Source organism: Vreelandella gomseomensis (assembly GCF_031451645.1).
In the GTDB taxonomy this organism is placed as follows: domain Bacteria; phylum Pseudomonadota; class Gammaproteobacteria; order Pseudomonadales; family Halomonadaceae; genus Vreelandella; species Vreelandella gomseomensis.
Genome location: NZ_JARWAI010000010.1, coordinates 43751 through 65954 on the forward strand (window position 1 = coordinate 43751; position 22204 = coordinate 65954).

At 61.2% G+C, this 22204-nt stretch carries 19 protein-coding genes; 11 read left to right on the forward strand and 8 right to left on the reverse strand.

What is annotated here, in order from left to right; genetic code table 11:
- The first annotated feature begins 20 nt into the window (after positions 1 to 20).
- Positions 21 to 620 carry an NAD(P)H:quinone oxidoreductase gene (gene wrbA / locus QC815_RS13455; RefSeq protein WP_230447384.1) on the forward strand — a complete coding sequence of 200 codons (600 nt, stop codon included), beginning with the start codon at positions 21 to 23 and terminating at the stop codon, positions 618 to 620.
- 74 nt (positions 621 to 694) lie between these two features.
- On the opposite strand, the gene QC815_RS13460 is transcribed toward wrbA, so the two are convergent.
- Positions 695 to 1768, reverse strand: coding sequence for a tartrate dehydrogenase (locus tag QC815_RS13460; protein WP_230447385.1), 1074 nt, complete (start codon positions 1766 to 1768; stop codon positions 695 to 697).
- Between the two features lie 140 nt (positions 1769 to 1908).
- On the opposite strand from QC815_RS13460, the gene QC815_RS13465 reads away from it, so the two are divergent.
- The gene (locus QC815_RS13465) at positions 1909 to 2826 is read left to right on the forward strand and encodes a LysR family transcriptional regulator (protein ID WP_230447386.1); all 918 of its coding nucleotides are present in this window, start codon (positions 1909 to 1911) and stop codon (positions 2824 to 2826) included.
- A gap of 19 nt (positions 2827 to 2845) precedes the next feature.
- On the opposite strand, the gene QC815_RS13470 is transcribed toward QC815_RS13465, so the two are convergent.
- Positions 2846 to 3379, reverse strand: coding sequence for a lipocalin family protein (locus tag QC815_RS13470; protein WP_230447387.1), 534 nt, complete (start codon positions 3377 to 3379; stop codon positions 2846 to 2848).
- Between the two features lie 92 nt (positions 3380 to 3471).
- On the opposite strand from QC815_RS13470, the gene QC815_RS13475 reads away from it, so the two are divergent.
- Both QC815_RS13475 and QC815_RS13480 read left to right on the forward strand, forming a co-directional pair.
- On the forward strand, positions 3472 to 3900 hold the full coding sequence (locus tag QC815_RS13475; RefSeq protein ID WP_230447388.1) for a secondary thiamine-phosphate synthase enzyme YjbQ: 429 nt from the start codon (positions 3472 to 3474) through the stop codon (positions 3898 to 3900).
- A 103-nt stretch (positions 3901 to 4003) separates the two neighbouring features.
- Positions 4004 to 6253, forward strand: coding sequence for a glycosyltransferase (locus tag QC815_RS13480; protein WP_230447389.1), 2250 nt, complete (start codon positions 4004 to 4006; stop codon positions 6251 to 6253).
- 24 nt (positions 6254 to 6277) lie between these two features.
- On the opposite strand, the gene QC815_RS13485 is transcribed toward QC815_RS13480, so the two are convergent.
- From QC815_RS13485 to QC815_RS13495, 3 genes are all read right to left on the reverse strand, one after another.
- The gene (locus tag QC815_RS13485; protein ID WP_230447390.1) at positions 6278 to 6976 is read right to left on the reverse strand and encodes a TVP38/TMEM64 family protein; all 699 of its coding nucleotides are present in this window, start codon (positions 6974 to 6976) and stop codon (positions 6278 to 6280) included.
- 72 nt (positions 6977 to 7048) lie between these two features.
- Positions 7049 to 7987, reverse strand: coding sequence for an ABC transporter substrate-binding protein (locus QC815_RS13490; RefSeq protein WP_230447391.1), 939 nt, complete (start codon positions 7985 to 7987; stop codon positions 7049 to 7051).
- A gap of 24 nt (positions 7988 to 8011) precedes the next feature.
- Positions 8012 to 9184, reverse strand: coding sequence for a TauD/TfdA family dioxygenase (locus QC815_RS13495; RefSeq protein ID WP_230447392.1), 1173 nt, complete (start codon positions 9182 to 9184; stop codon positions 8012 to 8014).
- Between the two features lie 131 nt (positions 9185 to 9315).
- Here QC815_RS13495 and QC815_RS13500 point away from each other — a divergent pair, with 131 nt between their 5' ends.
- The 3 genes from QC815_RS13500 (at position 9316) to QC815_RS13510 (ending at position 12069) form a co-directional block, all read left to right on the forward strand.
- The gene (locus tag QC815_RS13500) at positions 9316 to 10179 is read left to right on the forward strand and encodes a LysR substrate-binding domain-containing protein (protein ID WP_230447393.1); all 864 of its coding nucleotides are present in this window, start codon (positions 9316 to 9318) and stop codon (positions 10177 to 10179) included.
- 105 nt (positions 10180 to 10284) lie between these two features.
- Positions 10285 to 11745, forward strand: coding sequence for an alanine/glycine:cation symporter family protein (locus QC815_RS13505; protein ID WP_230447394.1), 1461 nt, complete (start codon positions 10285 to 10287; stop codon positions 11743 to 11745).
- A 24-nt stretch (positions 11746 to 11769) separates the two neighbouring features.
- Complete coding sequence (locus QC815_RS13510) at positions 11770 to 12069, forward strand: MGMT family protein (protein WP_230447395.1); 300 nt, start codon at positions 11770 to 11772, stop codon at positions 12067 to 12069.
- 207 nt (positions 12070 to 12276) lie between these two features.
- Here QC815_RS13510 and QC815_RS13515 read toward each other — a convergent pair whose 3' ends face one another.
- The 3 genes from QC815_RS13515 to QC815_RS13525 all read right to left on the reverse strand — a co-directional run bounded on the left by QC815_RS13515 (position 12277) and on the right by QC815_RS13525 (position 15345).
- The gene (locus tag QC815_RS13515) at positions 12277 to 13845 is read right to left on the reverse strand and encodes a carbon-nitrogen hydrolase family protein (RefSeq protein ID WP_230447396.1); all 1569 of its coding nucleotides are present in this window, start codon (positions 13843 to 13845) and stop codon (positions 12277 to 12279) included.
- Between the two features lie 148 nt (positions 13846 to 13993).
- Positions 13994 to 14314: a hypothetical protein gene (locus QC815_RS13520; protein ID WP_230447397.1), complete on the reverse strand. Its 321-nt coding sequence runs from the start codon at positions 14312 to 14314 to the stop codon at positions 13994 to 13996.
- A 110-nt stretch (positions 14315 to 14424) separates the two neighbouring features.
- The gene (locus tag QC815_RS13525; protein WP_230447398.1) at positions 14425 to 15345 is read right to left on the reverse strand and encodes a DMT family transporter; all 921 of its coding nucleotides are present in this window, start codon (positions 15343 to 15345) and stop codon (positions 14425 to 14427) included.
- Between the two features lie 133 nt (positions 15346 to 15478).
- Here QC815_RS13525 and QC815_RS13530 point away from each other — a divergent pair, with 133 nt between their 5' ends.
- From QC815_RS13530 to QC815_RS13545, 4 genes are all read left to right on the forward strand, one after another.
- Positions 15479 to 17500: an FAD-dependent oxidoreductase gene (locus QC815_RS13530; protein ID WP_310540311.1), complete on the forward strand. Its 2022-nt coding sequence runs from the start codon at positions 15479 to 15481 to the stop codon at positions 17498 to 17500.
- A 119-nt stretch (positions 17501 to 17619) separates the two neighbouring features.
- Positions 17620 to 18663 carry a threonine aldolase family protein gene (locus tag QC815_RS13535; RefSeq protein ID WP_310540313.1) on the forward strand — a complete coding sequence of 348 codons (1044 nt, stop codon included), beginning with the start codon at positions 17620 to 17622 and terminating at the stop codon, positions 18661 to 18663.
- Positions 18664 to 18951: 288 nt separating this feature from the next.
- The gene (locus QC815_RS13540; protein WP_230447401.1) at positions 18952 to 20874 is read left to right on the forward strand and encodes a PrkA family serine protein kinase; all 1923 of its coding nucleotides are present in this window, start codon (positions 18952 to 18954) and stop codon (positions 20872 to 20874) included.
- A 34-nt stretch (positions 20875 to 20908) separates the two neighbouring features.
- Complete coding sequence (locus QC815_RS13545; RefSeq protein WP_310540316.1) at positions 20909 to 22198, forward strand: YeaH/YhbH family protein; 1290 nt, start codon at positions 20909 to 20911, stop codon at positions 22196 to 22198.
- The last annotated feature ends 6 nt before the right edge of the window (positions 22199 to 22204 follow it).

Below are 22204 nucleotides of genomic sequence, written 5' to 3' on the forward strand. Positions count from 1 at the left end.
GCAGCACAAAGGAGTGAGCAATGACGAAAGTATTGGTGCTTTATTATTCCATGTACGGTCATATCGATACCCTGGCCACCGCCGTCGCCGAAGGCGCAAAAAGTGTCGGGGGCGTTGAAGTGACCGTCAAGCGCGTGCCCGAAACCATGCCGGAAGACGCCTTCAAGAACGCCGGCGGCAAGCAGGACTTTGCAACGCCTGAAGCCACGCCCCAGGAGCTTGCGGATTACGACGCCATCATCTTTGGCACGCCCACGCGCTTTGGCAACATGGCCGGCCAGATGCGCACCTTCCTGGATCAGACCGGCGGCCTGTGGGCCAGTGGCGCGCTGCGCGGCAAGGTGGCCAGCGTCTTCACCTCTACCGGAACCGGCGGCGGTGATGAAATGACCATCACGTCTACCTGGACGACGCTTGCCCACCACGGCATGGTGCTTGTGCCCATCGGCTACGGCATCGAAGAGCAGTTCGACATTTCCAAGGTGAGCGGCGGTACGCCCTATGGCGCCGCTACCATCGCCGGTGGCGACGGCTCTCGCCAGCCGGACGAGCGCGAGCTGAAAATTGCCCGCTTCCAGGGTGAGCATGTGGCGGGAATAGCGGCCAAACTGGCAGGCTAATTCACGCTATCGCGCGTGTCATGCAATGCAAAGCGCCCCATCGCTCATCCAGCGATGGGGCGCTTTCGTTCGCGCTAGTTCGTCAGGTGCTCGGCAATCGCCTTGCCCAGGCGTTCCGTGGTGCCCTGGCCGCCCACGTCCCGGGTCAGTACCTGGCTGTCGCCTTCGCCAAGCACCGCTTCGATGGCCGCCACCATGGCGTCGGCCGCCTCTTTATAACCCAGGTGTTCCAGCATCATCGCGCCGGACCAGATCTGGCCGATGGGGTTGGCGATGCCTTTGCCGGCGATATCCGGGGCGCTGCCGTGGACCGGTTCGAACAGGCTGGGGAAATGGCCTTCCGGATTGATATTGGCCGACGGCGCAATGCCGATGGTGCCGGTGCAGGCCGGCCCCAGGTCGGAGAGGATATCGCCGAACAGGTTGCTGCCCACCACCACGTCGAACCAGTCCGGGTGCAGGACGAAGTTGGCGGTCAGGATGTCGATATGGAATTTATCCACGGCGATGTCCGGGTACTGCCGGGCCATGTCGGCCACGCGTTCGTCCCAGTAGGGCATGGTGATCGAGATGCCGTTGGACTTGGTGGCCGAGGTGAGCTTTTTGCGCGGGCGTGTCTGGGCCAGGTCGAAAGCGTATTTCAGCACCCGGTCGACGCCGGTGCGGCTCATCACGGTTTCCTGAATGACGATTTCGCGCTCGGTGCCTTCAAACATCTTGCCGCCGATGCTCGAGTACTCGCCCTCGGTGTTTTCGCGCACCACGTAAAAGTCGATATCGCCGGGTTCGCGACCGGCCAGCGGGCTCTTGATGCCGGGCATCAGCTTGCAGGGGCGCAGGTTGATGTATTGATCAAACCGGCGGCGGAACTGGAGCAGCGAGCCCCATAGTGATATGTGGTCGGGCACCTTGTCGGGCCAGCCGACCGCCCCGTAGAACAGCGCATCGAAGTCTTTTAGCTGCTCGAACCAGTCGTCCGGCAGCATCTTGCCGTGCTCCAGGTAGTAGTCGCAGCTGCCAAATTCGAAAGTGGTGAACTCGAGGTCGATATTGAAGCGCCTGGCGGCGGCTTCCAGGGCGCGAATGCCCTCGGGCATGACTTCGGTGCCAATGCCGTCGCCGGCAATCACGGCAATATGGTGGGCCATGGGGACTCCTTCTTTGATCAGTGGCGTTTGCCGGGACTTTCTGCGCATGAAATGTGCGTCATGGGGAGAGTGTAGCCCCTGTCAGCGAGAAGATAATCAGGCTACTATTCAAGCTATTGTTGCCTTAAAGTGGAGAATCAATGTCGCCCCTGGATGATCTGGCGTTTTTTCAGCAGCTGGCCCGGGCGGGCAGCCTGACCGCCACCGCGAGGGAGCTGGGGCTGTCGCTGTCGGCCGTCAGCAAGCGGCTCAAGCAGCTGGAGGCACGTCTTGGTGTCGTGCTGGCGGCGCGAACCACGCGGCGGTTGACGCTGACCGCCGAAGGCGAGCGCTATCTTTCCCGCGGTGCGTTGATTCTTGACGAGCTCAATGAGCTGGAAAATGACCTGGGCGATACGGCAAGCCAGGCGCTCGGTGGGCGTTTGCGGGTCAACGCGACCTTTGGCTTTGGCCGGCGCCATGTCGCGCCGTTACTGTCGGCGTTTTGCCGCGCGCACCCCGGTATCGACAGCTGGCTGGAGCTGACCAACTTCCCGCTCAACTTGAGCGACCATGGCTTCGACGTGGGCATTCGCATTGGCGAGCCACCGGACTCGCGCCTGGTGGCGCGGCGGCTTCTGGCCAATCGCCGGGTGCTATGCGCGTCGCCTGCGTATATTGCAGCAATGCCTGCGTTGGAGGTACCTGCCGATCTGACCGAGCATCGCTGCCTGGTCATCCGCGAAAACGACAGCGACTTTCCGCTGTGGCGGTTTGAGCGTTGTGATGCGCCCGGTTCCGGGCAATCGGTGAAGGTCAGCGGGCGCCTTGCGAGCAACGACGGTGAAGTGATTACCCGTCTGGCGCTGGATGGCCACGGCGTGATGCTGCGTTCCTGGTGGGATGTCAACGAGCACCTGGCCAGCGGGGCGTTGCTTCCTTTGCTACCCGGCTGGCAGGGGGTGCGCGCCGATTTCTATGCGGTATTCGAACACCGCCGCCATCTTCCCCGGCGCATCAGCGCCTTTATCGACTACCTGCAGCAGGGGATGGCCGGTCGGATACCGCCGTTGCCCTGACGTTAAGCTACAGTGCCCGCTAGCGTTCCGGGCAGGCGTCACCGTGCTCGACGTCAATCAGTTCGTCGGTGGGGAAATCCAGTTCGGCGGCCCGCTGGCGCAGCCGTTTTTCCGTCTCGCTATCCATGTCCGGCGAGCGGGACAGGATCCATAAATAGTCGCGGTTGGGGCCCGACACCAGCGCCCACTGGTAGTCGTCATCAAGGGCCAGGATGTTGTAGCCACCGTAGAAGGGGCCGAAAAAGCTGACTTTCAGGCGACCCACATCTTGCTCATCGATAAAGTAGGCGCGCCCCTCGGCTTCGTCCCATGCCTGGTCTTCCCGGTGGTAGCCGCGGTTGATCACCTTGACGCCGCCATCGTCGCGCAGGCTATAGCTTGCCGTGACGCAGTGAAGCCCTTCCTCGAAGGAGTGATCCAGGCGGGCGATTTCATACCACTGCCCCAGGTAGCGGTCGAGTTCGAAGCCGGTAACCGGCTGAGTGCCGTCAGGGATGCCGGTGCAGCCTGACAGAGCAGCGCTGCACAGGATGACCTTCCAGGGTAGTGACATGGGGGCTCCAGAGATACGGCGTGGGTTTGCTAATTTGAACGTCGCCGCCAACAATGAGTGGGTCAACATTTTCTACTATAAAGGTGATGGCCATGTGGCACCAAGATGAGATTCACTTATCCGCGCGGCCACGGGGCTTCCATCTTGTCACCCATGAACTGGTCGAGGCGCTTCCAGGGCTTGAGGCGTGCGAGATGGGACTGGTGCATCTGCAGCTGCTGCACACCTCGGCCTCGTTGACCCTCAACGAAAACAGCGACCCCGATGTCCGCCATGATATGGATGCCTTCATGCGCCGACTGGTGCCGGAAGGGCTGGATTATTTTCGCCATACCCTGGAGGGCCCGGATGACATGCCCGCCCATGTCATGGCCAGCCTGCTGGGCACGCAGCTGACACTGGCGGTGCGCGATGGCCGTTTGGCGCTGGGCACCTGGCAGGGCATCTGGCTGGGCGAGCACCGCGAGTACGGGGGCAGTCGCCGCGTGATCATGACCCTCAACGGCCGGGATAGCGCCTAGCCCTGTATTGCTCGCTGAAAAGCTTGCTGTATAGTCTCAGGCGCTATCCAAGCGCAGCGCGTTTGGCCGCATGCCCACTTGACTCAGAGACCCTTGCCTTCTCATGCCACGACGTCGTCTTTTTCGATTTTCCCGCCTGCGCTGGCTGCGGCTGCTGTTCGTCCTCAACCTGGCACTGGTGGCGGGCCTGGTGATTCATCAGGTGTGGCTGTATGTGGCCGAGCCGCAATTCGAGTCGGTGCACACTCGGCAGGTGGCCGATATCCGCGATGCCTTGTCAGGGCGCGACGACTTTCGTTTTGCCGTGGTGGGCAATATCAACAACTCGGTCAATGTGTTTCAGGACGAGATCGTCCCGCTGGTCAATCAGGGCGATATCGACTTTCTGGTCTCGGCGGGCAATGCCGTCAGCGGCGGTCAGCAGGAAAGCTATCAGGCGATCTACAAGAGCCTGGAGCTGCTCGACGTGCCGTACTTGCTGACCTATGGAGAACATGAAGACAGCGACTTCGGCAGCTATCGGTTCTACGAATATTTCGGGCCGCATTTCTATTCGTTTGTCGCGGGCAATAGTCACTTCATTTTCCTGGATGGCACCGGCAAGTCGTCCACGTCGTGGCAGCTGGATTGGCTGGAACGCGAGCTGGCCGCGTCCGAGGCACAGCATCGCTTCCTGTTCATCGGGGAGCCGCTGCACAATGTGGTCAGCGATGCGCCGCTGTTCGAATCCGACAACTACCTGAATAACCCTCAACTTGCCCAGGGGATCATGCGTCTGTCCGAGCGCTACGCGGTGGATACAGTGTTTTCGGCCAATCTGTCGCTGTTCTCCCACCAGACGCTCAACGGGGTGGACTACGTGACCACCGGTGGCGCGGGCGGCATCCTCATCGATGCCGACAGCAGCTTTCACCACTACGTGGTCACCCAGGTGGACGGCGAATCGGTCAGCCTGTTCCCCGTGCGCCTGAATGTGGACAGCCCCGCCTGGTGGCGAATGATCACCAGCGTATGGTCGACGCTCTATGCCTTCTTTTATGTCAGCTATCTGCGGTTTTTGCTGATTGTGGGCTTGTTGACGCTGCTGGCCATGCGGCTCTACCGGCTGATCTTCGAGGAGCGTGACTACTATCCGGATTTTGATATCGACCCGACGCCCTATCTGGATAAGCCGCTGCGCGTCGCCATGGTCTCGAACAACTATTTTCCGTTTGTGTCCGGGGTCTCGGTCTCGGTAGAGCGCCTGCGCCAGGGGGTGCAGAAAGCGGGGCATCGGGTTCACCTGCTGGTGCCGCGCTACCGCGACACCTGGCAGGACGACGACACCATCCACCGCGTGCCCACGCTGATGGCTTTCGGAGAGAAGCGCGAGTTTCGCCTGACCAACCCCTTCAGCGTTCACTTTCGCCGCTGCCTGCGTGCCTTCAGGCCGGATGTGATTCACGTTCATCACCCGTTCTGGCTGGGCTCCATGGGGCTGTGGATGGGACGCCGGCTGGGCGTGCCGGTGGTCTATACCTACCACACGCGCCTCGAGCATTACGCGCATTTCGTGCCGCTGCCCGGGGCGCTGTTCCGCAACCTGATTTCCCACTACCTGATCAAGCGCTTCTCGAACCGCTGCCAGGGGGTAATCGTGCCGACGCACTCGGCGGAAGAGTACCTGCGCATGATCGGGGTCAAGACGCCGACGCTGGTGCAGCCCACCGGAATCGACGCCCAGCGCTTTGCCAGCGTGGATGCCCATGCCCTTGAGGCATTGCGTGGGCAGTTGAACGTATCCCCATCGGCCACCTTGCTGATCAGCGTCTCGCGCATCAGCAAGGAGAAGAATATTGGCTTCATGCTGGAGTCACTCGCCGAGCTCAAACGCCAGGGCCACGACGACCTGCACCTGCTGTTGATCGGCGATGGGCCCGACCGGCAAACGCTGCAGACGCAGATCGACACCCTGGCGCTGGCGGATCAGGTCACGCTGGTGGGCGCGATCCCACCGGATGAAATGGCGCTTTACTACCACCTGGGCGATGTCTTTGTGTTTGCCTCGACCTCGGAAACCCAGGGCATGGTGATTCTTGAGGCCATGGCGGCGGGGCTGCCGGTGGTGGCGGTGCGCTCAAGCGGTATCGATGACGTGGTGCGCGATGGCTTCAACGGCTTCAAGACGCCGCAGAATCGCCAGCAGTGGGGGCAGCGGGTGTGGGAACTTGCCGAGGACGATGACCTGCGACACTCGCTGGGCCAGCAGGCACAGCAGTTTGCCGCCGATTACGATATCCCCAGGTTTGCCTCTTCGGTGACCCATTTCTACGCCGAAGTGCTGGCCAAATACCACGAGAAAAAATCACGGTAATACCCAGGGAGTGCCAGGATAGCCTTATGGGTGATCGTTCTGGCCACGGCTGGCCGTGCGTGACGCCGCGTAGCGCTTCAGGCCCAGCAGCAGGCCCACACCGGCGGCCAGGCCGAGAACGGCCAGGCCAAGCTCTTGATAGGAAGCGGCGGTGAGCAGGGCGCTCAGCTGACTGCCAAGCAGGATCACCGCCGCGAGCCCCGGCACGATGCCCAGCGTCGAGCCGATCATGTAGTCACGGAAGTTGAGGTGGAAAGCCCCCGCCAGCATGTTGGTCAGGGTGAAGGGGGCGAGCGGCAGCAGGTTAATAACCGTCATGGTGCGCACGCCGCGCTGCGACAGATAGCCGGAAAGCCCGCGCAGGTGGCGACCGCCGTAGCGCATCAGGGCGTCGCGCCCCAGCCAGTAGCCCGCCCAATACGACACCACGGACGACGCAAGCGTGCCCAGGGTGGCGTAGCCGAGTCCCCATAGCGGGCCGAACAGCAAACCGGTCACCACGACCAGCAGGCTCAGCGGAAACATGATCAGCAGGGAACCCACGTATACCGCGACCACTGCGGCAAACATCCAGGGCGCGGTACGCCACTGGCCAATGGTGCGGGTTAATTCGGTAAGGTGGGCCTGGGTGAGGATCTCGTAGCGCTGCAGCATATGCCACATGACGCCCAGCGCCACGAGGGCAATCACCAGGCCTATGCCTTTGAGGAGCGTGCGTGACATGCGTGTTCCCACCGGTTTAAAAAGCGCTAGCATACGCTAGCGCACCGGTGGAAGGTAAGGTTGCCTGCGTCCTCAGTCGTTCAGCTCGGCTTCGATAACCGGCCAGGCGGGGTCGCCGTCGGTGGTGGTGACGTCTGCAAGCATGGCTTCGACCCGCTCGGCGTTGTCGTTGATCCACTGCTCGGCGACACCGTCCAGTTCACGCTCTTCCTGGCCGAACTGCTGGATCATCCAGCTCTGTTCTTCGGCGCTGAAGGTGAACTGTTCAAAGAACGTCACGACATTAGGGTTGGCGTCGGCGTAGCCGGCACGCAGTAGCGTAAGTACGTCGCTTTCGCCATTGTTCTCGCCGAACAGGTCTTTCTCGTCGCCGAGATAGCGCATCGGCAGCTCAAGGTTCATCCAGTGCGGTGTCCAGCCAACCCATACGATGGGCTCTTCCCGGGAAATCGCATCCCGCGCGGCGGAGAGCATCGCGACTTCGCTGGTATCGACCAGTTGCCAGTCGCCGAGTCCCCAGGTGTCGTTATCAATGGCGTTGTTGAGGATTTCGCTGGCCGCCGAACCGGCACCAAAGCCATGAATCTCGCCATTCAACTGGTCACGGTAATCATCCAGATCGGCAAAGCGTTGCAGGCCGTCTTCATAAAGGTATTCCGGCACGGCCAGGGTCATTTGCGCGCCATCGACGTTGTTGGCCACATCCACCAGTACGCCGGATTCCTTGCGCGGGTTGAACATCTCACGCTGAGCCGGCAGCCAGGCACCCAGGAAGGCATCGATATCGCCGCTTTCGATCCCCTGGTAAATCACCTGCAGGCCGATTTCCTGGGTCGTGGTCTCGTAGCCTAGCGGGTTGAGCAGCTGCTCGGCGATGGCGGTCTTGACGGTAATGCCGGGCCAGGCGGGTACGCCAAAATCGAGGGTCTGGTCGTCGGCCTGGGCTGGCGAGGTAAACAGGGCGGCGCTTGCCAGGGCAATGCCCGAGGCGAGAGGTTTGAGGTGTGTCATGTGATCTCCTTGCTTGGGGTTATTTTATGCGCGGCGCGCGAGTACGCGCAGCCGAGAGGTGAGCATGTCACGATCCAGGTAGGTGCCCTGCAAGTGGCGAGCGCCGCTGTTGGGGTCGAATTCACGCCGTCCGTGCAGCACGCGTCGGTTGTCGAACGCGACCATCTCGCCGGGGCGCAGCGTGAACTCGATCTGGTGCGCTTCGCTGTGGAAGAGCTGCCAGAGCACACGGTAGGCGCGATACCAGGCGGCCATCTTGGACGCCGGCAGGTGCAGGGTGTCGCGAATCCAGTTGTTGAGGCGCATTTCGACGAGGTTGCCGTCGTCGTCGAGCTTGATGACCGGCGCGCGCACCGAAATGTCGTGGGTGTCATCCTGGAAACGAAAATCGATCGGCGTGTCGCTCAGAATGGCCAGGGCGTCCGGATCCTGTTCGCGCAGCGCGTTGGCGACGCGGGCACCATCGGCAAACAGCGATTGGCCGCCGCTGGCCTCGTTTTGCAGGCAGTAAAGCAGTTGAATATCCGGCGGCTGGCGCCAGTTGGGCAGGTCGATATGCAGCGGCAGGCCTACCGCCGTGTAGGCAGCGTTGTTGGGGTTCGGCTTCGAGCGCACATCAAAACGCGCGCCAAAGTTGGTGGCCCGCTGTGGGCCGATGCGCTCCGCCAGGCGGCTGACTTCTTCTTCCACCAGCGGGCCTTCGGTAATCAACGCCAGGCCATCGCGCAGCATGGCGGTCAGCCAGGCTTTTTCGCCCTCGGGCGTCAGAAAATCGGCATGGCGAATACGCTCGGGCGTGAACGGATCCCGCCAGGGGGTCAGCGAGGGAACCGCCGTGGGCAGTTCGGTTTCCGGGCGGCGCTGGTAAAGCCAGCCGCTGTGAAAGGCGCTCTCGTGGCCATCCTGCCACGTCAGGTACAGATGCCCGTCGGCCAGCTCGATCGCCGGTGTTTCACGGATGTCGTCAAGCGGCAGATAAAGGCGTTCGCGGGTTTGCGGATGGCGACACGCGGCGCAGGCGCAGTGGTCGCGTAGCCACAGCAGGGGCAGGGTCGTGTGCTGCCCATCCTGCCAGGTAAGCCGAACTCCGTCGTCGCTGGCCACCGCCTCGGTAAGCAACGGACCGTCCTGGTAGGGGGCCAGTTCGCCCATTTGGGGGGCTTGGCGTTGCGCTTCGGCAAAAACGGCACTGTTCATCACTTTCTCCCGACGTAGAACTCAATAACCTTGTGCTAAGGCCTATGTCATCAGGATGCGCAGTCGCATTGGCCGTGACAAACGATTAATCTGACCCCTAAGACCTCATTCAACTTATAGGTTGCTTTCCCATGAGTGCATTGCCGCCGTTATTGTGGCTACAGGCCTTCGAATCCGCCGCCCGCACGCTCAGCTTTACCGCTGCCGGTAACGAACTGGGGGTGACACAGGCGGCGATCAGCCAGCGCATTCGGTTACTGGAAGATCGTCTGGGCCAGAAGCTGTTCGTCAGGCATGCCCGAAGCCTGACCCTTACGCCTGCCGGACAGGCCTGGCTGCCGAGTATTCACGATGCCTTCGCGCGGATCAGCGAGGGCACCTCGGAAGTGTTTGGCATGACCCCCGAGCAGCCAGTCACGGTGCGCGCCACGCCGGTCATTCAGCAGGCGTGGCTGGCGCCGAGGCTGATTCAGCTGCATCACCGTCACCCCAGGCTACTGCTGCGCCTGGTCAGCGCTATCTGGCCCGATGATTTCGGCCCGGAGGGCGCCGATATTGAAATTCGCTACGGGCGGGGCGACTGGAGCGGCGTCGAGATGTCCCCGCTCGGCGACGAGCAGCTATTGCCGGTCTGTACCCCCGCTATCGCCGCAACGCTGCGTACACCGGGCGACCTGGCCGGGCATACCCTGCTTCACGCGGTGGGTTTTGGGGTCGGCTGGCCCGGCTGGTTGCAGACGGCGGGGGTGTCACATCTGGAGGCACAGTGCCACGCGCTGACCTGCGATAATCAGGTCATGACGCTGGCGCTGGCAAGCCAAGGGGGCGGGATTGCCCTGACGCACTGTCGTCTGCTCGAGCAGCGCGACGATCTGGTGGCCCCGTTTTCGATCAGCGTGCCCAGTGAGGAGCGGTTCTGGCTGGTGAGGCCCAGCCGGCGCCAGGTAAGCGAAGATGCCGAGACGGTGTGGCAATGGTTGCAAGCAGCGATATAGACCGCTTTATTCACTGTCAGGTACCGATTTGGCCAATTTCCTTGCCATTTTGGTGCATTCGTGAAGAATAATGCGCCTCCAATGAACTAAAAAGGCGCAAGACGCATGGATTTTTCCCTTCCCCCGCTTATCACGTCATTTATCGATCGCGGCAATGGACTGCTATGGGGCAGCGTGCTGATTTATCTGCTGATTGGCGCAGGCCTCTATTTCACCGTGATGACCCGCGCCATTCAGGTGCGCTATTTCGGTCACATGTTCAAGCTGCTGCGTAGTTCGCGTCAGAGCAGCGGCGGTATCTCATCGTTCCAGGCGCTGTCGACCAGCCTGGCCGCCCGGGTGGGCACCGGCAACCTGGCGGGTGTCGCCGTGGCGATCTATTTCGGCGGCCCCGGCGCGATCTTCTGGATGTGGATGACCGCCATCGTGGGCATGGCGACCAGCTTTGTGGAATCGACGCTGGCCCAGGCCTATAAAACCGACCACGGCGACAACACCTTCCGCGGCGGCCCTGCCCGCTACATCGAGCGCGGCCTGGGCATGCGCTGGCTGGCGGTGCTGTTCTCGATCTGTCTGATCATTGCCTTTGGCCTGGCGTTCAACAGCGTCCAGGCCAATTCCATCGCCCAGGCAATGGAGCAGGCCTTTGCGATTCCTACCTGGGTCATGGGCCTTGTGCTGATGGCGGTGGTCGCGCCGATCATCTTTGGTGGCTTGAAGTCCATCGCTAAAGTAGCCGAACTGGTCGTGCCGCTGATGGCGCTGCTTTATCTGGCCCTGGCGCTGGTAGTGGTCGCGCTCAACATCGGCGATCTGCCGGCGGCATTGAGCACCATCATCAAGAGTGCCTTCGGTATCGAGCAGGCAGCCGGCGGTGCCGTGGGTTACGCGGTGTCCCAGGCCATTATCAACGGTATCCAGCGCGGTCTGTTCTCTAACGAAGCGGGCATGGGCTCGGCGCCCAATGCGGCGGCGACGGCCAGCACCCGCCCCAATCACCCGGCCGCCCAGGGCTTTATCCAGATGCTCGGGGTGTTTATCGATACCCTGGTCATCTGCACGGCGACCGCTGCGATTATTATCATGGCAGGGCCTGAGCTGCTGGCGGGCGATGAAAACAACGGCATTCAGCTGACGCAGATGGCGCTTTCCAGCCACGTCGGTGACTGGGGCGGCATGTTTGTGGCCATTGCCATTCTGCTGTTTGCCTTTACCTCGGTGATCGCCAACTATTCCTATGGCGAATCGAACATCGAATACCTGGCGGGACGCCGTGCGCCCATGGCCGTGCTGGTCTATCGTCTAGCGGTACTGGCCATGGTGATGATTGGCTCCGTGGCAAGCCTCGGGGCGATCTGGAACTTTGCCGACCTGTCGATGGGCATGATGGCCATCATCAACCTGGTGGCGATTCTGCTGCTGTCGCCGGTGGCCTTCGCGCTGTTCCGTGACTACGACGAGCAGCTCAAGGCCGGTAAAGAGCCGGTGTTCGACCCCAGCCGCTTTCCCAAGCTCAAGCACAAGGTGGATCCCAAGGCCTGGCCGGCCCGCCACGATAAACGCTAACCCTCGGTAGCCGGAGACACGACCATGCCCCGTCCTGAACTGCTCGAACAGATCTACACCATTGTCGACCAGATTCCGGCGGGGCGGGTGACGACCTACGGGCGGATTGCCGCCATGACCGAGGGCGCAACGCCGCGCATGGTCGGCTCGGCGATGCGTCATCTACCCGACGGCCACCAGCTACCCTGGCACCGGGTGATTGCCGCATCGTTGAAGCTCGCCGACCATGGTGGCGCCGTCCGCCAGCATCAAAAACTGCGCGACGAAGGCGTCGTATTTGATGCCAAAGGGCGGGTGCCCAGGCACCTAGTCTGGCCTGATTAATCAGTCAGTCGCCCGGATCGGAACAACCCTCCGCGGGGGCGCTGTAAACCCATCCCTGGGCGCTACATTCGCCATCTGACCGCCACGGATGGCGGAAATGCCGGAAACGTCGGGAATAGTTTTCCGGCCCTGGCGAATAACCCCCGCTTCGGGCTGATTCCGATCCTACTTTTGATGGCTGATTGGAGTTAGTAAGCTAACTTCAAATCAGTCGTCGAGGTTGGCGCCTGACTTCCATGACCAGTCGCGCCAGCGCAGGTCGAAAAGGTCCTTGCGGCGGTCTTTCAGGTTGGTCACCGAGCCTTCGGCACGCACCACGGTCAGGCGGGTCAGATCCAGGTCCGAGAAGAAGATCATCTCGGTATTGGGCGTGGTTTCGGCCAGCACCGCATCGTGGGGGAAGGCAAAGTCGGACGGCGAGAACACCGCCGACTGAGCGTACTGGATGTCCAGGTTCTCGATCGACGGCAGGTTGCCGACGCTGCCGCACAGCACCACGTAACATTCGTTTTCGATGGCCCGCGCCTGGGCGCAGTGGCGCACCCGCAGGTAACCGTTCTTGGTGTCGGTCCAGAAGGGCACGAACAAGATGTCCATATCCTGGTCGGCGAGCAGGCGACCAAGTTCCGGGAACTCCACGTCGTAGCAGATCAGGATGCCCACGCGTCCCGCGTCGGTATCGAATACCTGCAGGTCATCGCCACCTTCGATCACCCAGTCGCGACGCTCCTGGGGCGTGATGTGCAGCTTCGACTGCTTCTCGATGCTACCGTCGCGGTGGAGAAGGTAGGTGACGTTGTAGAGCCGGTCATCGTCGCGGGCTTCGATCATCGAGCCGCCCACGATATTGATGTTGTAGGACACGGCCATGCGCGAAAGCTCGGTGACGAATCGTTCGGTAAAGCCGGCCAGAAAGCGAATGGCGCCCATCTGATCCTGCTGAGCCTCGCGGTCCTGCAAACCCATCAAGGGCGCATTGAAAAGCTCCGGGAAGACCGCAAAGTCGCTCTGGTAATCCGAGAGCGCATCCACGAAGTATTCGATCTGCTGGAGCGCAGCCTCGACGGAGGAAAACTCGCGCATCTGCCACTGCACCGCGCCGACGCGCACCTGGGTCGGGCGGGTATCGAGTACGCTTTCGGCGGGCTCGAACAGGATGTTGTTCCATTCCAGCAGCGTCGCGTAGCCCCGGGACTGCTCGTCTTCGGGCAGGTACTTGCGCAGCAGGCGCTTGACCTGGAAGTCGTTGGCCAGCTGGAAGGACAGAATCGGGTCGTAGATCTCCTTGCGGGAGACCTTGTCAATGTACTGGGCCGGGGAGAGCTCGTCGGCGTGCTGGCAGTATTCGGGAATACGTCCGCCCGCCAGAATCGCCCGCAGGTTATGCGAACGGCATAGCTCCTTGCGCGCCTCGTAAAGGCGACGCCCCAGGCGGTAGCCACGGTAGTCGGGGTGGATCAGGATATCCAGCCCGTACATGGCATCGCCGTCCTGATCGTTGAGAATGATCTCGCGGTGGCCGATCAGGTCGTCGTACTTGTGCGGATTGGAAAACTCGTCGTAGTCCACCTGCACGGTGAGTGCGACGCCAACCAGCACGCCGTCGTCCTCGATGGCAATCTGACCGTCGGGGAATTCCTGGATCAGCTTGTCGATGGTGTGCTTGGGCCAGGCACCCCCGATGTCGTGATACACCGCATCCATCAGCGTCTTGAGCTGCTCGTAGTCGTCGCTTGCGAGGTTGCGGAGGTTAAGGTGCAGTTCTTCTAAGGACATGCATTACCCTTCGTGTGAAAATCATGGCGCAATGATACCACTCTCGGTCGATCTACAGGGACAGCAACCTCAGTGGGTACCATAGAGGCGCCAACGAAAAAGCCCCGGCGAATGCCGGGGCTTTTCATAACCGATGGCGTACCAGCGATCAATCTTCGGGATCGTTAGCGGAGTCGACACCGTTGTCAGAAGCAACTTCGCCTTCTTCAAGCTGGCCATCGGGATCGTTCATGGCATCTTCTGGATCGTTGGCGCTGTCAGTGACGTTTTCCTCTTCCACGACAGCGTCGTCGGACATTGTCGCGTTTGGTTCAGTCTGGCCATCGTCCGGATCATTGGCGGAATCAACGCTGGTTTCCGCTTCATTTAGATCGTGGTCTTTCATGTCTTCGTGATGGTCGGCAAAGGCCATGCCTGACATCAAACCGAATGTACCTACTAGCGCGACTGTCCTGATGACGTTTTTCATAGCAAATCCTTATGATCTGATTAATTGCTTTTTCATTCAAAGGCATCGTGTCGATGAATGATATGTACAATCCTAGTAGAGATATTTTGTTTTTCAAGCATGGATTTTCGTTAGCTGCGTTTGCGTACCGTGGCACCTTCGTTCTTGACGGCCTGGGAAAAGGATTGAGTCAGCGTCTGTGCCATGATGACGCCCGCCAATATCAACAGGCCGCCGATAAAGTGGAACCCGGCGACCCGTTCCCCCAACAGCGCCATGGCGATGAGCGCGCTGAACAGCGGCATCAGGTTGATGAAGATACTCGCCTGACTCGCCCCGATCTGGCGCACCGCGCGCATCCACAGGAAGGTGGTGATGATGGAGGCTGGAATGCCTGCGTACAGGATGAGTCCAATATTCTGAGTGTCTACCGGCGTCATCGGGCCCAGCAGATAAGGTGGCAGCAGGATGAGCACGGCAAAGCACACCTGAGCGTAAAGCATGACCCAGGGGGGGAGGTTCATCGACCAGCGTTTGAGCATGACACCGTACAAGGCGTAACAGGTGGCGGCCACCACCATCAGTGCATCGCCGTAGGCCACCCGTAACTGCAACAAGGACAGCGGATTGCCTCGGCCAAGCAGAACGGTCACGCCGATAAAGGCGACCACGCCGCCCAGAATGCCGCCCAGAGTGGGCGGTTCGCGCAAGATCAAGGCGCTGAGCAGTACCGTCAGCAGCGGCACCATGGCGGCGAGGATGCCCATATTGGTGGCACTCGTGGTTTCCGCTGCCACGTACGCCAGGCCCTGCCATAGCCCCATGCCCAGCAACCCCAGCAGGGCGAGCTTGGGCCAATGGCGGCGAATCTCATCGCGATGGCGAAGTGCCGCGGGCAGTACAAAAGGGGTCATGACGACCAGTGCCAGCAGCCAGCGCAAAAAGGCGATACTGCTTGGCGCAATGGCGCCCACGGTGAGCTGGTTGATGGTCATGTTGCCCGACCAGATCAGCACGGTGGTCAGCGGCGCTAAAAAATACATCAATGGCATGTCGCGATCCTTATCGTTAGCCGGGTAATGTGACCTGCTTTGTGGTGATGAGCAAGCCCCAGGACTGTACGTCACGGTCAGGATGTCATACGCTTGTTTGAATAATAGTCGAATTATTCTCTGGAGAACCGTGATGACGCATTCGCCTGCGTATCCCCACCTGTTTCGTCCGCTGACCGTTGGCCACTTGACGCTGCCCAACCGGGTGTTGATGGGCTCCATGCATACCAACCTGGAAGAAGCGCCCAATGGCTTCGAGCGACTGGCGGCGTTCTACGCTGAACGCGCACGCGCGGGCGTTGGCCTGATTGTCACCGGGGGGATCGCGCCCAACGCGGAAGGCGCCGTGTTTCAGGGCGCCAATGCGTTAACCGATACGTCGCAGCTGGCACAGCACCGCCAGGTGGTCGAGGCCGTGCACGCCGAGGGTGGGCATTTATGCATGCAGATATTGCATGCCGGTCGCTATGCGTACTCGCCTGGGCTGGTGGCACCTTCGGCGATCCAGGCGCCCATCAACCCCTTCACGCCCCGCGCGCTGACCGGTGATGAGGTCGAACAGCAGATCGAGGACTACGTGCGCTGCGCCAAACTCGCCCAGCAGGCGGGCTACGACGGCGTTGAAGTCATGGGGTCGGAAGGCTATCTGATCAATCAGTTCATCTGCCGGCGTACCAACCAGCGCGATGACGCATGGGGCGGCGACGTCGAGCGCCGGATTCGCTTCCCGCTCGAGATCGTCAAGCGCATCCGCGCCGCCGTGGGCGAGCGCTTCCTGGTGATTTTCCGCCTGTCGATGATCGATCTGGTGGAAGAGGGCAGTTCGTGGGAGGAAGTCGTTGCCTTGGGGCAAGCCATCGAAGCCGCCGGTGCCGATGTGATCAATACCGGCATTGGCTGGCATGAAGCCCGGGTGCCGACCATTGTGACCAGTGTCCCCCGCGCGGCGTTCAGCGACGTGACCCGGCGCATGAAGGCGGCGCTGTCGATCCCGCTGATCACCACCAACCGCATCAACATGCCGGACGTGGCCGAGCGGGTGCTGGCCGAAGGGCACGCCGACATGGTGTCCATGGCGCGACCGTTTCTCGCCGACCCGGACTGGGTGCGCAAGGCCGAAGCGGGCCTGGCCGACGAGATCAACACCTGTATCGCCTGCAATCAGGCCTGCCTGGATCATACCTTTGCCGGCAAGCTCACGTCCTGCCTGGTCAATCCCCGCGCCTGCAACGAAACCGAATTGACGCTTACGCCTGCTCAGTCAGTGAAGCGCGTGGCAGTGGTCGGCGGCGGCCCGGCGGGCCTTGCCACGGCGACGGCCGCCGCCAGCCGGGGGCACCAGGTGGTGCTGTTCGAGCGTCGCGATGAGCTTGGCGGGCAGTTCAACTACGCCCGCAAGATCCCCGGCAAGGAAGAGTTCAATGAAACGCTGCGTTACTACCGCGTCATGCTCGACAAGCATGACGTCGAGGTGCGTCTGAACACCACCGCCACGGTCGAGGCGCTGGCCGGGTTCGACGAGGTGGTGATTGCCACCGGCGTGATGCCCCGCGAACTGACGCTATCCGGCGCCGATCACCCAAGCGTGCTGAGCTACGCCGAGGCCATCGAGCAGCCCGAGCGTGTCGGCCCGACCGTCGCGGTGATCGGCGCGGGCGGTATCGGCTTCGATGTCTCCGAGCTGCTGGCCCATACGGGGCATCCCACGCTGGACCTCGCTGCCTGGTGCGACGAGTGGGGCGTGGATCTGGCGGTGGGCGAGCGCGGCGGCCTGAAAGCCCCCGCGCCGCCTGCCTCGCCCAGGGACATCGTCATGCTCCAGCGTAAAACCTCCAAGCCGGGCAAATACCTGGGCAAGACCACCGGCTGGGTGCATCGCGCTTCGCTCAAGCAACGTGGCGTCAAGACCCTGACCGGGTGCGAATACCTGAAAATCGACGATCAGGGGCTGCACATCCGCCGCGACGGCCAGGAGCAGGTGCTGGCCGTTGCCTCGATCGTGGTGTGCGCGGGCCAGGAGTCAGTGCGTGAGTTGATCGCGCCGCTGGAACAGGCGGGTGGGCGCGTTCACGTGATCGGCGGCGCCGACGAAGCCGCCGAGCTGGACGCCAAGCGCGCCATCGACCAGGGCACACGGCTGGCGGCTTCCTTATAGCGTTGAAATGGCGATAGACTGGTGACGTTAGCCAACCTAACGGATGACGACGACGCGGGTGGCACCCAGCCTGCGTCGTTCGATTGCCAGATAAAGGACTACCCAAAAGGACGATCGCCATGACCTCGGAGTGTACCCCGCGATTTTTAGCCAGTGACAACACCTCCGGTATTTGCCCGGAAGCCATGGACTACCTGCTGGAGGCCAATCAGGCCGATGATCTGGCCTACGGCAACGACCGCTGGACGGCGCGTGCCGCCGACCGCTTTCGCGAGATGTTCGACTTCGATTGCGACGTGTTTTTTGTGTTCAACGGCACCGCAGCCAATTCACTGGCACTTTCCGCGATGGGGCGCAGCTATCACAGCGTGATCTGCCACGAGCTGGCGCACATTGAAACGGATGAGTGCGGCGGCCCGGAGTTCTTCTCCAATGGGGCCAAGCTGCTGACGTCGCCGGGCGCCGACGGCAAGCTCACCCCGGAAGGCATCGAAGCGCTGGTCACCAAGCGCAGCGATATCCACTACCCCAAGCCCAAGGTCATCTCGCTGACCCAGGCCACCGAAGTGGGGACGGTGTATTCCCGCGAGGAGCTGCTGGCCATTCGCGCCATGGCGGACAAGTACGACCTGCGCCTGCACATGGACGGCGCGCGGTTTGCCAACGCCTGCGCCAGCCTGAACGCCACCCCCGCCGAGCTGACCTGGCAGGTGGGCGTCGACGCGCTATGCTTTTCCGGCACCAAGAACGGCCTGGCCTTCGGCGAGGCGATTCTGTTCTTCAATCGGGAACTGGCCGAGGACTTTTCCTACCGCTGCAAGCAGGCGGGGCAGTTGGCCTCCAAGATGCGTTTTGTCTCCGCCCCCTGGCTTGGCCTGCTGGAAAGCGGTGCCTGGTTGACCAATGCCCAGCACGCCAACGCCATGGCGCGTTACCTGTCTGACGGCCTGCAGGCGTTACCCGGCGTGTCGCTGATGTTTCCCACCCAGGCCAACAGCGTGTTCGTTGAATTGCCGCCTCACGCCATTGAAGCGTTGAAAGCCCGCGACTGGACCTTCTATACCTTTATCGGCGCGGGCGGGGTACGTTTTGTATGCGCCTGGAACACCACCGTTGAATTGCTCGACCAGCTGCTGGCCGATATCCAGGCGGTGCTTGAATAACCCGACTGATTGGCACTTTCTGAGCTGGCGCCGCCTCTTTACAGGCGGCGCTTTGCGTAGGGAGGTAGGTGGCCTTTGAGCCAATTCAGTCATCAGCGAGCCGATTATTTTCAACGCAACTAATCGCCTGCCCTTACGCTCATAGCATTAACGCCGCAGCGTTGAAGTTTGAGCCATCACATTTTGCTAATGCTGACTACGCTGATAGAGCGATACCTCGTTTGGCACACCGTGACGACATTGGCCGCTTGACGGTGACCGCCTGGGGATGGGCTACAGGAGAGTTCAATGAGCATCTTTGATCACGTTCAAGACCGTTTTGCCCGCGTTCAGCAGGAAGATATGAGCCTCGAGGAATATCTGGCGCTATGTCGCCGTGACCCCAAGGTTTATGCCAGCGCCGCTGAGCGCATGCTGGAAGCGATTGGTGAGCCTGAAGTCATCGACACCGCTAAAGACTCGCGCCTCTCGCGGATTTTTTCCAACAAGGTGATTCGCCGCTACCCGGCCTTTGCCGAATTTCACGGCATGGAGGAAGCCATCGAGCAGATCGTGGCCTACTTCCGCCATGCGGCGCAGGGACTGGAAGAGCGCAAGCAGATTCTCTACCTGCTGGGGCCGGTGGGCGGCGGCAAGTCGTCCCTGGCCGAACGCCTCAAGCTGCTGATGGAACGGATTCCCTTTTATGCCATTAAAGGCTCGCCGGTGTACGAATCACCGCTTGGCCTGTTTTCGCCGGAGGAAGACGGCGAGCTGCTGGAAAAGGAATACGGCATTCCCCAGCGCCACCTCAAGAGCGTGATGTCGCCCTGGGCCGCCAAACGGCTGAAGGAATACGGCGGTGATATTTCCCAGTTCCGGGTGGTGCGCCTGTATCCTTCACGGCTGAATCAGATTGCCATCTCGAAAACCGAACCCGGTGACGAAAACAACCAGGATATTTCCTCGCTGGTGGGCAAGGTCGACATCCGCCAGCTCGAGCTTTATTCCCAGGATGACCCGGATGCCTACAGCTTCTCTGGCGGGCTGTGTCGCGCCAACCAGGGGCTGATGGAGTTCGTCGAGATGTTCAAGGCGCCCATCAAGGTGCTGCATCCGCTGCTGACCGCGACCCAGGAGGGCAACTATAACCCCACCGAGGGCATGGGCGCGATTCCCTTCGACGGGGTGATTCTCGCCCACTCCAACGAATCCGAGTGGCAGGCGTTTCGTAACAACCGCAACAACGAGGCGTTTCTCGACCGGGTGTACATCGTCAAGGTGCCTTACTGCCTGCGGGTGACCGAAGAAATCAAGATCTACCAGAAGCTGCTCGAGCATTCGTCGCTCAACGCCGCGCCCTGCGCCCCGGATACCCTGCGTATGCTGGCGCAATTCTCTGTTCTCTCGCGGCTCAAGGTGCCGGAGAATTCGAGCATCTATTCCAAGATGCGCGTCTACGACGGCGAGAACCTCAAGGATACCGATCCCCGCGCCAAGTCGATGCAGGAATACCGCGACGCCGCCGGGGTGGATGAAGGCATGCAGGGACTGTCGACCCGCTTTGCGTTCAAGATCCTCTCCAAGGTGTTCAACTTTGATGGCACGGAAACGGCGGCCAACCCGGTGCATTTGCTTTACGTGCTGGAGCAGGCGCTCGAGCGCGAACAGCTGCCGTCGGAAGTCTTCGAACGCTATATCGGCTTCATAAAAGAATTCCTGGCGCCGCGTTACGTCGAGTTCATCGGCAAGGAAATCCAGACCGCCTACCTCGAGTCCTACAGCGAGTACGGCCAGAACATCTTTGACCGCTATGTCACCTACGCCGACTTCTGGATTCAGGATCAGGAGTACCGCGACCCGGAAACCGGCGAGCTGCTCGATCGCCAGTCTCTCAATGATGAGCTGGAAAAGATCGAGAAACCGGCCGGCATCTCCAACCCCAAGGACTTCCGCCACGAAGTGGTCAATTTTGTACTGCGCGCCCGGGCGCAAAACAACGGCATGAACCCCAGTTGGCAGTCCTACGAAAAGCTCAAGGGCGTCATCGAGCACAAGATGTTCGCCAATACCGAAGAGCTGCTGCCGGTGATCTCCTTCAATGCCAAGGCATCGAAGTCCGACCAGAAGAAGCACGAGGACTTCGTCGCCCGGATGGTGGACCGAGGTTATACCGAAAAACAGGTGCGGTTGTTGTCGGAATGGTACCTGCGCGTCCGTAAGTCCCAGTAGCGGCTAGCGCTCAAGCCAAGAGCTAGGAGGTCGCATGACCTACTTTATCGATCGCAGGCCCAACGCCAAGCACAAGAGCGCAGTCAACCGGCAGCGCTTCCTGGAGCGCTATCGGCAGCATATCAAGCGTTCCGTGGAAGAGGCGGTCAACCGTCGCTCGATCACCGACATGGAGCGGGGAGAAAAAGTCTCGATTCCCACCAAGGATATTTCCGAGCCGGTGTTCCAGCACGGCCCCGGCGGGGCGCGGGACATCGTCTCCCCCGGCAATAAAGAGTTCCTGGCGGGAGACAGGATTCGCCGCCCGCCGGGCCAGGGCGGTGCTGGCGGCGCGGGGGAGGGCGGCGCCTCCGATCAGGGCGAGGGTACCGACGAGTTTGCCTTTACCCTGAGCCGCGAGGAGTTCCTGGAGTTCGTCTTTGATGGTCTAGAGCTTCCGCACCTGCAGCGCAAACCGCTCAAGTCACTCCAGGAAGTCAAGATGGTGCGCGCCGGCCTGGCCCGGGACGGTGTGCCCTCGCGAATTAGCATTACTCGCTCGATGCGCGAGGCGTACGCGCGACGTATCGCCATGCGCGCGCCCATCAAGCGCGCCTTGAAAGAAGCCAGGCAGGCGCTGGAGGCGGAGGAGCGCAAGGACGCTGTGCTGCGAAACCCGGCGCGTATCGCCGAGCTCAAGGCGGAAATCGAGCGTCTGGAAAAACGTATCGAAGCGGTGCCGTTTATCGACACCTACGACCTGCGCTATCACCAGCTGTCCGCCCAGCCGCAGCCGTCGAGCCAGGCGGTGATGTTCTGCGTGATGGACGTGTCCGGCTCCATGACGCAAAACCACAAGGACATCGCCAAGCGCTTTTTCCTGTTGCTGTACCTGTTTCTGGAGAAACATTACGAAAAGGTCGAGCTGGTGTTTGTCCGCCACCACACGGCGGCGCGGGAGGTCAGCGAAGAGGAGTTTTTCTACTCCCGGGAAACCGGCGGCACCATCGTTTCCAGCGCGCTTACGCTGGTCAACGGCATCATCGAAAAACGCTATCCCCCCGGGCAGTGGAATCTGTATGTCGCCCAGGCCTCCGACGGCGATAACTGGGACGATGACTCCAACGTGTGCCGCGACCTGCTGATCAAGCAGCTGATGCCGCAGCTACAGTACTACGCCTATGTGGAAATCACGCCCCACGATCATCAATCGCTATGGCAGGAATACGAGACCGTGGCCGCGCGCTTTCCCGAGCAGTTTGCCATGCGCCAGATTGTCGAGGCCGGGGATATCTACCCCGTCTTCCGTGAACTCTTTAAGCGCCGCTTGAACCAGCAGCGCTGACCGCCC

What these genes read in the sequence shown, in the direction of transcription:
- QC815_RS13530 (WP_310540311.1), top strand. Translation starts at nt 15,479, where the DNA reads ATGACGCATTCGCCTGCGTATCCCCACCTGTTTCGTCCGCTGACCGTT.
- QC815_RS13490 (WP_230447391.1), bottom strand. Translation starts at nt 7,987, where the DNA reads ATGACACACCTCAAACCTCTCGCCTCGGGCATTGCCCTGGCAAGCGCC.
- QC815_RS13510 (WP_230447395.1), top strand. Translation starts at nt 11,770, where the DNA reads ATGCCCCGTCCTGAACTGCTCGAACAGATCTACACCATTGTCGACCAG.
- QC815_RS13515 (WP_230447396.1), bottom strand. Translation starts at nt 13,845, where the DNA reads ATGTCCTTAGAAGAACTGCACCTTAACCTCCGCAACCTCGCAAGCGAC.
- QC815_RS13540 (WP_230447401.1), top strand. Translation starts at nt 18,952, where the DNA reads ATGAGCATCTTTGATCACGTTCAAGACCGTTTTGCCCGCGTTCAGCAG.
- QC815_RS13485 (WP_230447390.1), bottom strand. Translation starts at nt 6,976, where the DNA reads ATGTCACGCACGCTCCTCAAAGGCATAGGCCTGGTGATTGCCCTCGTG.
- wrbA (WP_230447384.1), top strand. Translation starts at nt 21, where the DNA reads ATGACGAAAGTATTGGTGCTTTATTATTCCATGTACGGTCATATCGAT.
- QC815_RS13495 (WP_230447392.1), bottom strand. Translation starts at nt 9,184, where the DNA reads ATGAACAGTGCCGTTTTTGCCGAAGCGCAACGCCAAGCCCCCCAAATG.
- QC815_RS13520 (WP_230447397.1), bottom strand. Translation starts at nt 14,314, where the DNA reads ATGAAAAACGTCATCAGGACAGTCGCGCTAGTAGGTACATTCGGTTTG.
- QC815_RS13465 (WP_230447386.1), top strand. Translation starts at nt 1,909, where the DNA reads ATGTCGCCCCTGGATGATCTGGCGTTTTTTCAGCAGCTGGCCCGGGCG.
- QC815_RS13525 (WP_230447398.1), bottom strand. Translation starts at nt 15,345, where the DNA reads ATGCCATTGATGTATTTTTTAGCGCCGCTGACCACCGTGCTGATCTGG.
- QC815_RS13460 (WP_230447385.1), bottom strand. Translation starts at nt 1,768, where the DNA reads ATGGCCCACCATATTGCCGTGATTGCCGGCGACGGCATTGGCACCGAA.
- QC815_RS13475 (WP_230447388.1), top strand. Translation starts at nt 3,472, where the DNA reads ATGTGGCACCAAGATGAGATTCACTTATCCGCGCGGCCACGGGGCTTC.
- QC815_RS13505 (WP_230447394.1), top strand. Translation starts at nt 10,285, where the DNA reads ATGGATTTTTCCCTTCCCCCGCTTATCACGTCATTTATCGATCGCGGC.
- QC815_RS13535 (WP_310540313.1), top strand. Translation starts at nt 17,620, where the DNA reads ATGACCTCGGAGTGTACCCCGCGATTTTTAGCCAGTGACAACACCTCC.
- QC815_RS13500 (WP_230447393.1), top strand. Translation starts at nt 9,316, where the DNA reads ATGAGTGCATTGCCGCCGTTATTGTGGCTACAGGCCTTCGAATCCGCC.
- QC815_RS13480 (WP_230447389.1), top strand. Translation starts at nt 4,004, where the DNA reads ATGCCACGACGTCGTCTTTTTCGATTTTCCCGCCTGCGCTGGCTGCGG.
- QC815_RS13545 (WP_310540316.1), top strand. Translation starts at nt 20,909, where the DNA reads ATGACCTACTTTATCGATCGCAGGCCCAACGCCAAGCACAAGAGCGCA.
- QC815_RS13470 (WP_230447387.1), bottom strand. Translation starts at nt 3,379, where the DNA reads ATGTCACTACCCTGGAAGGTCATCCTGTGCAGCGCTGCTCTGTCAGGC.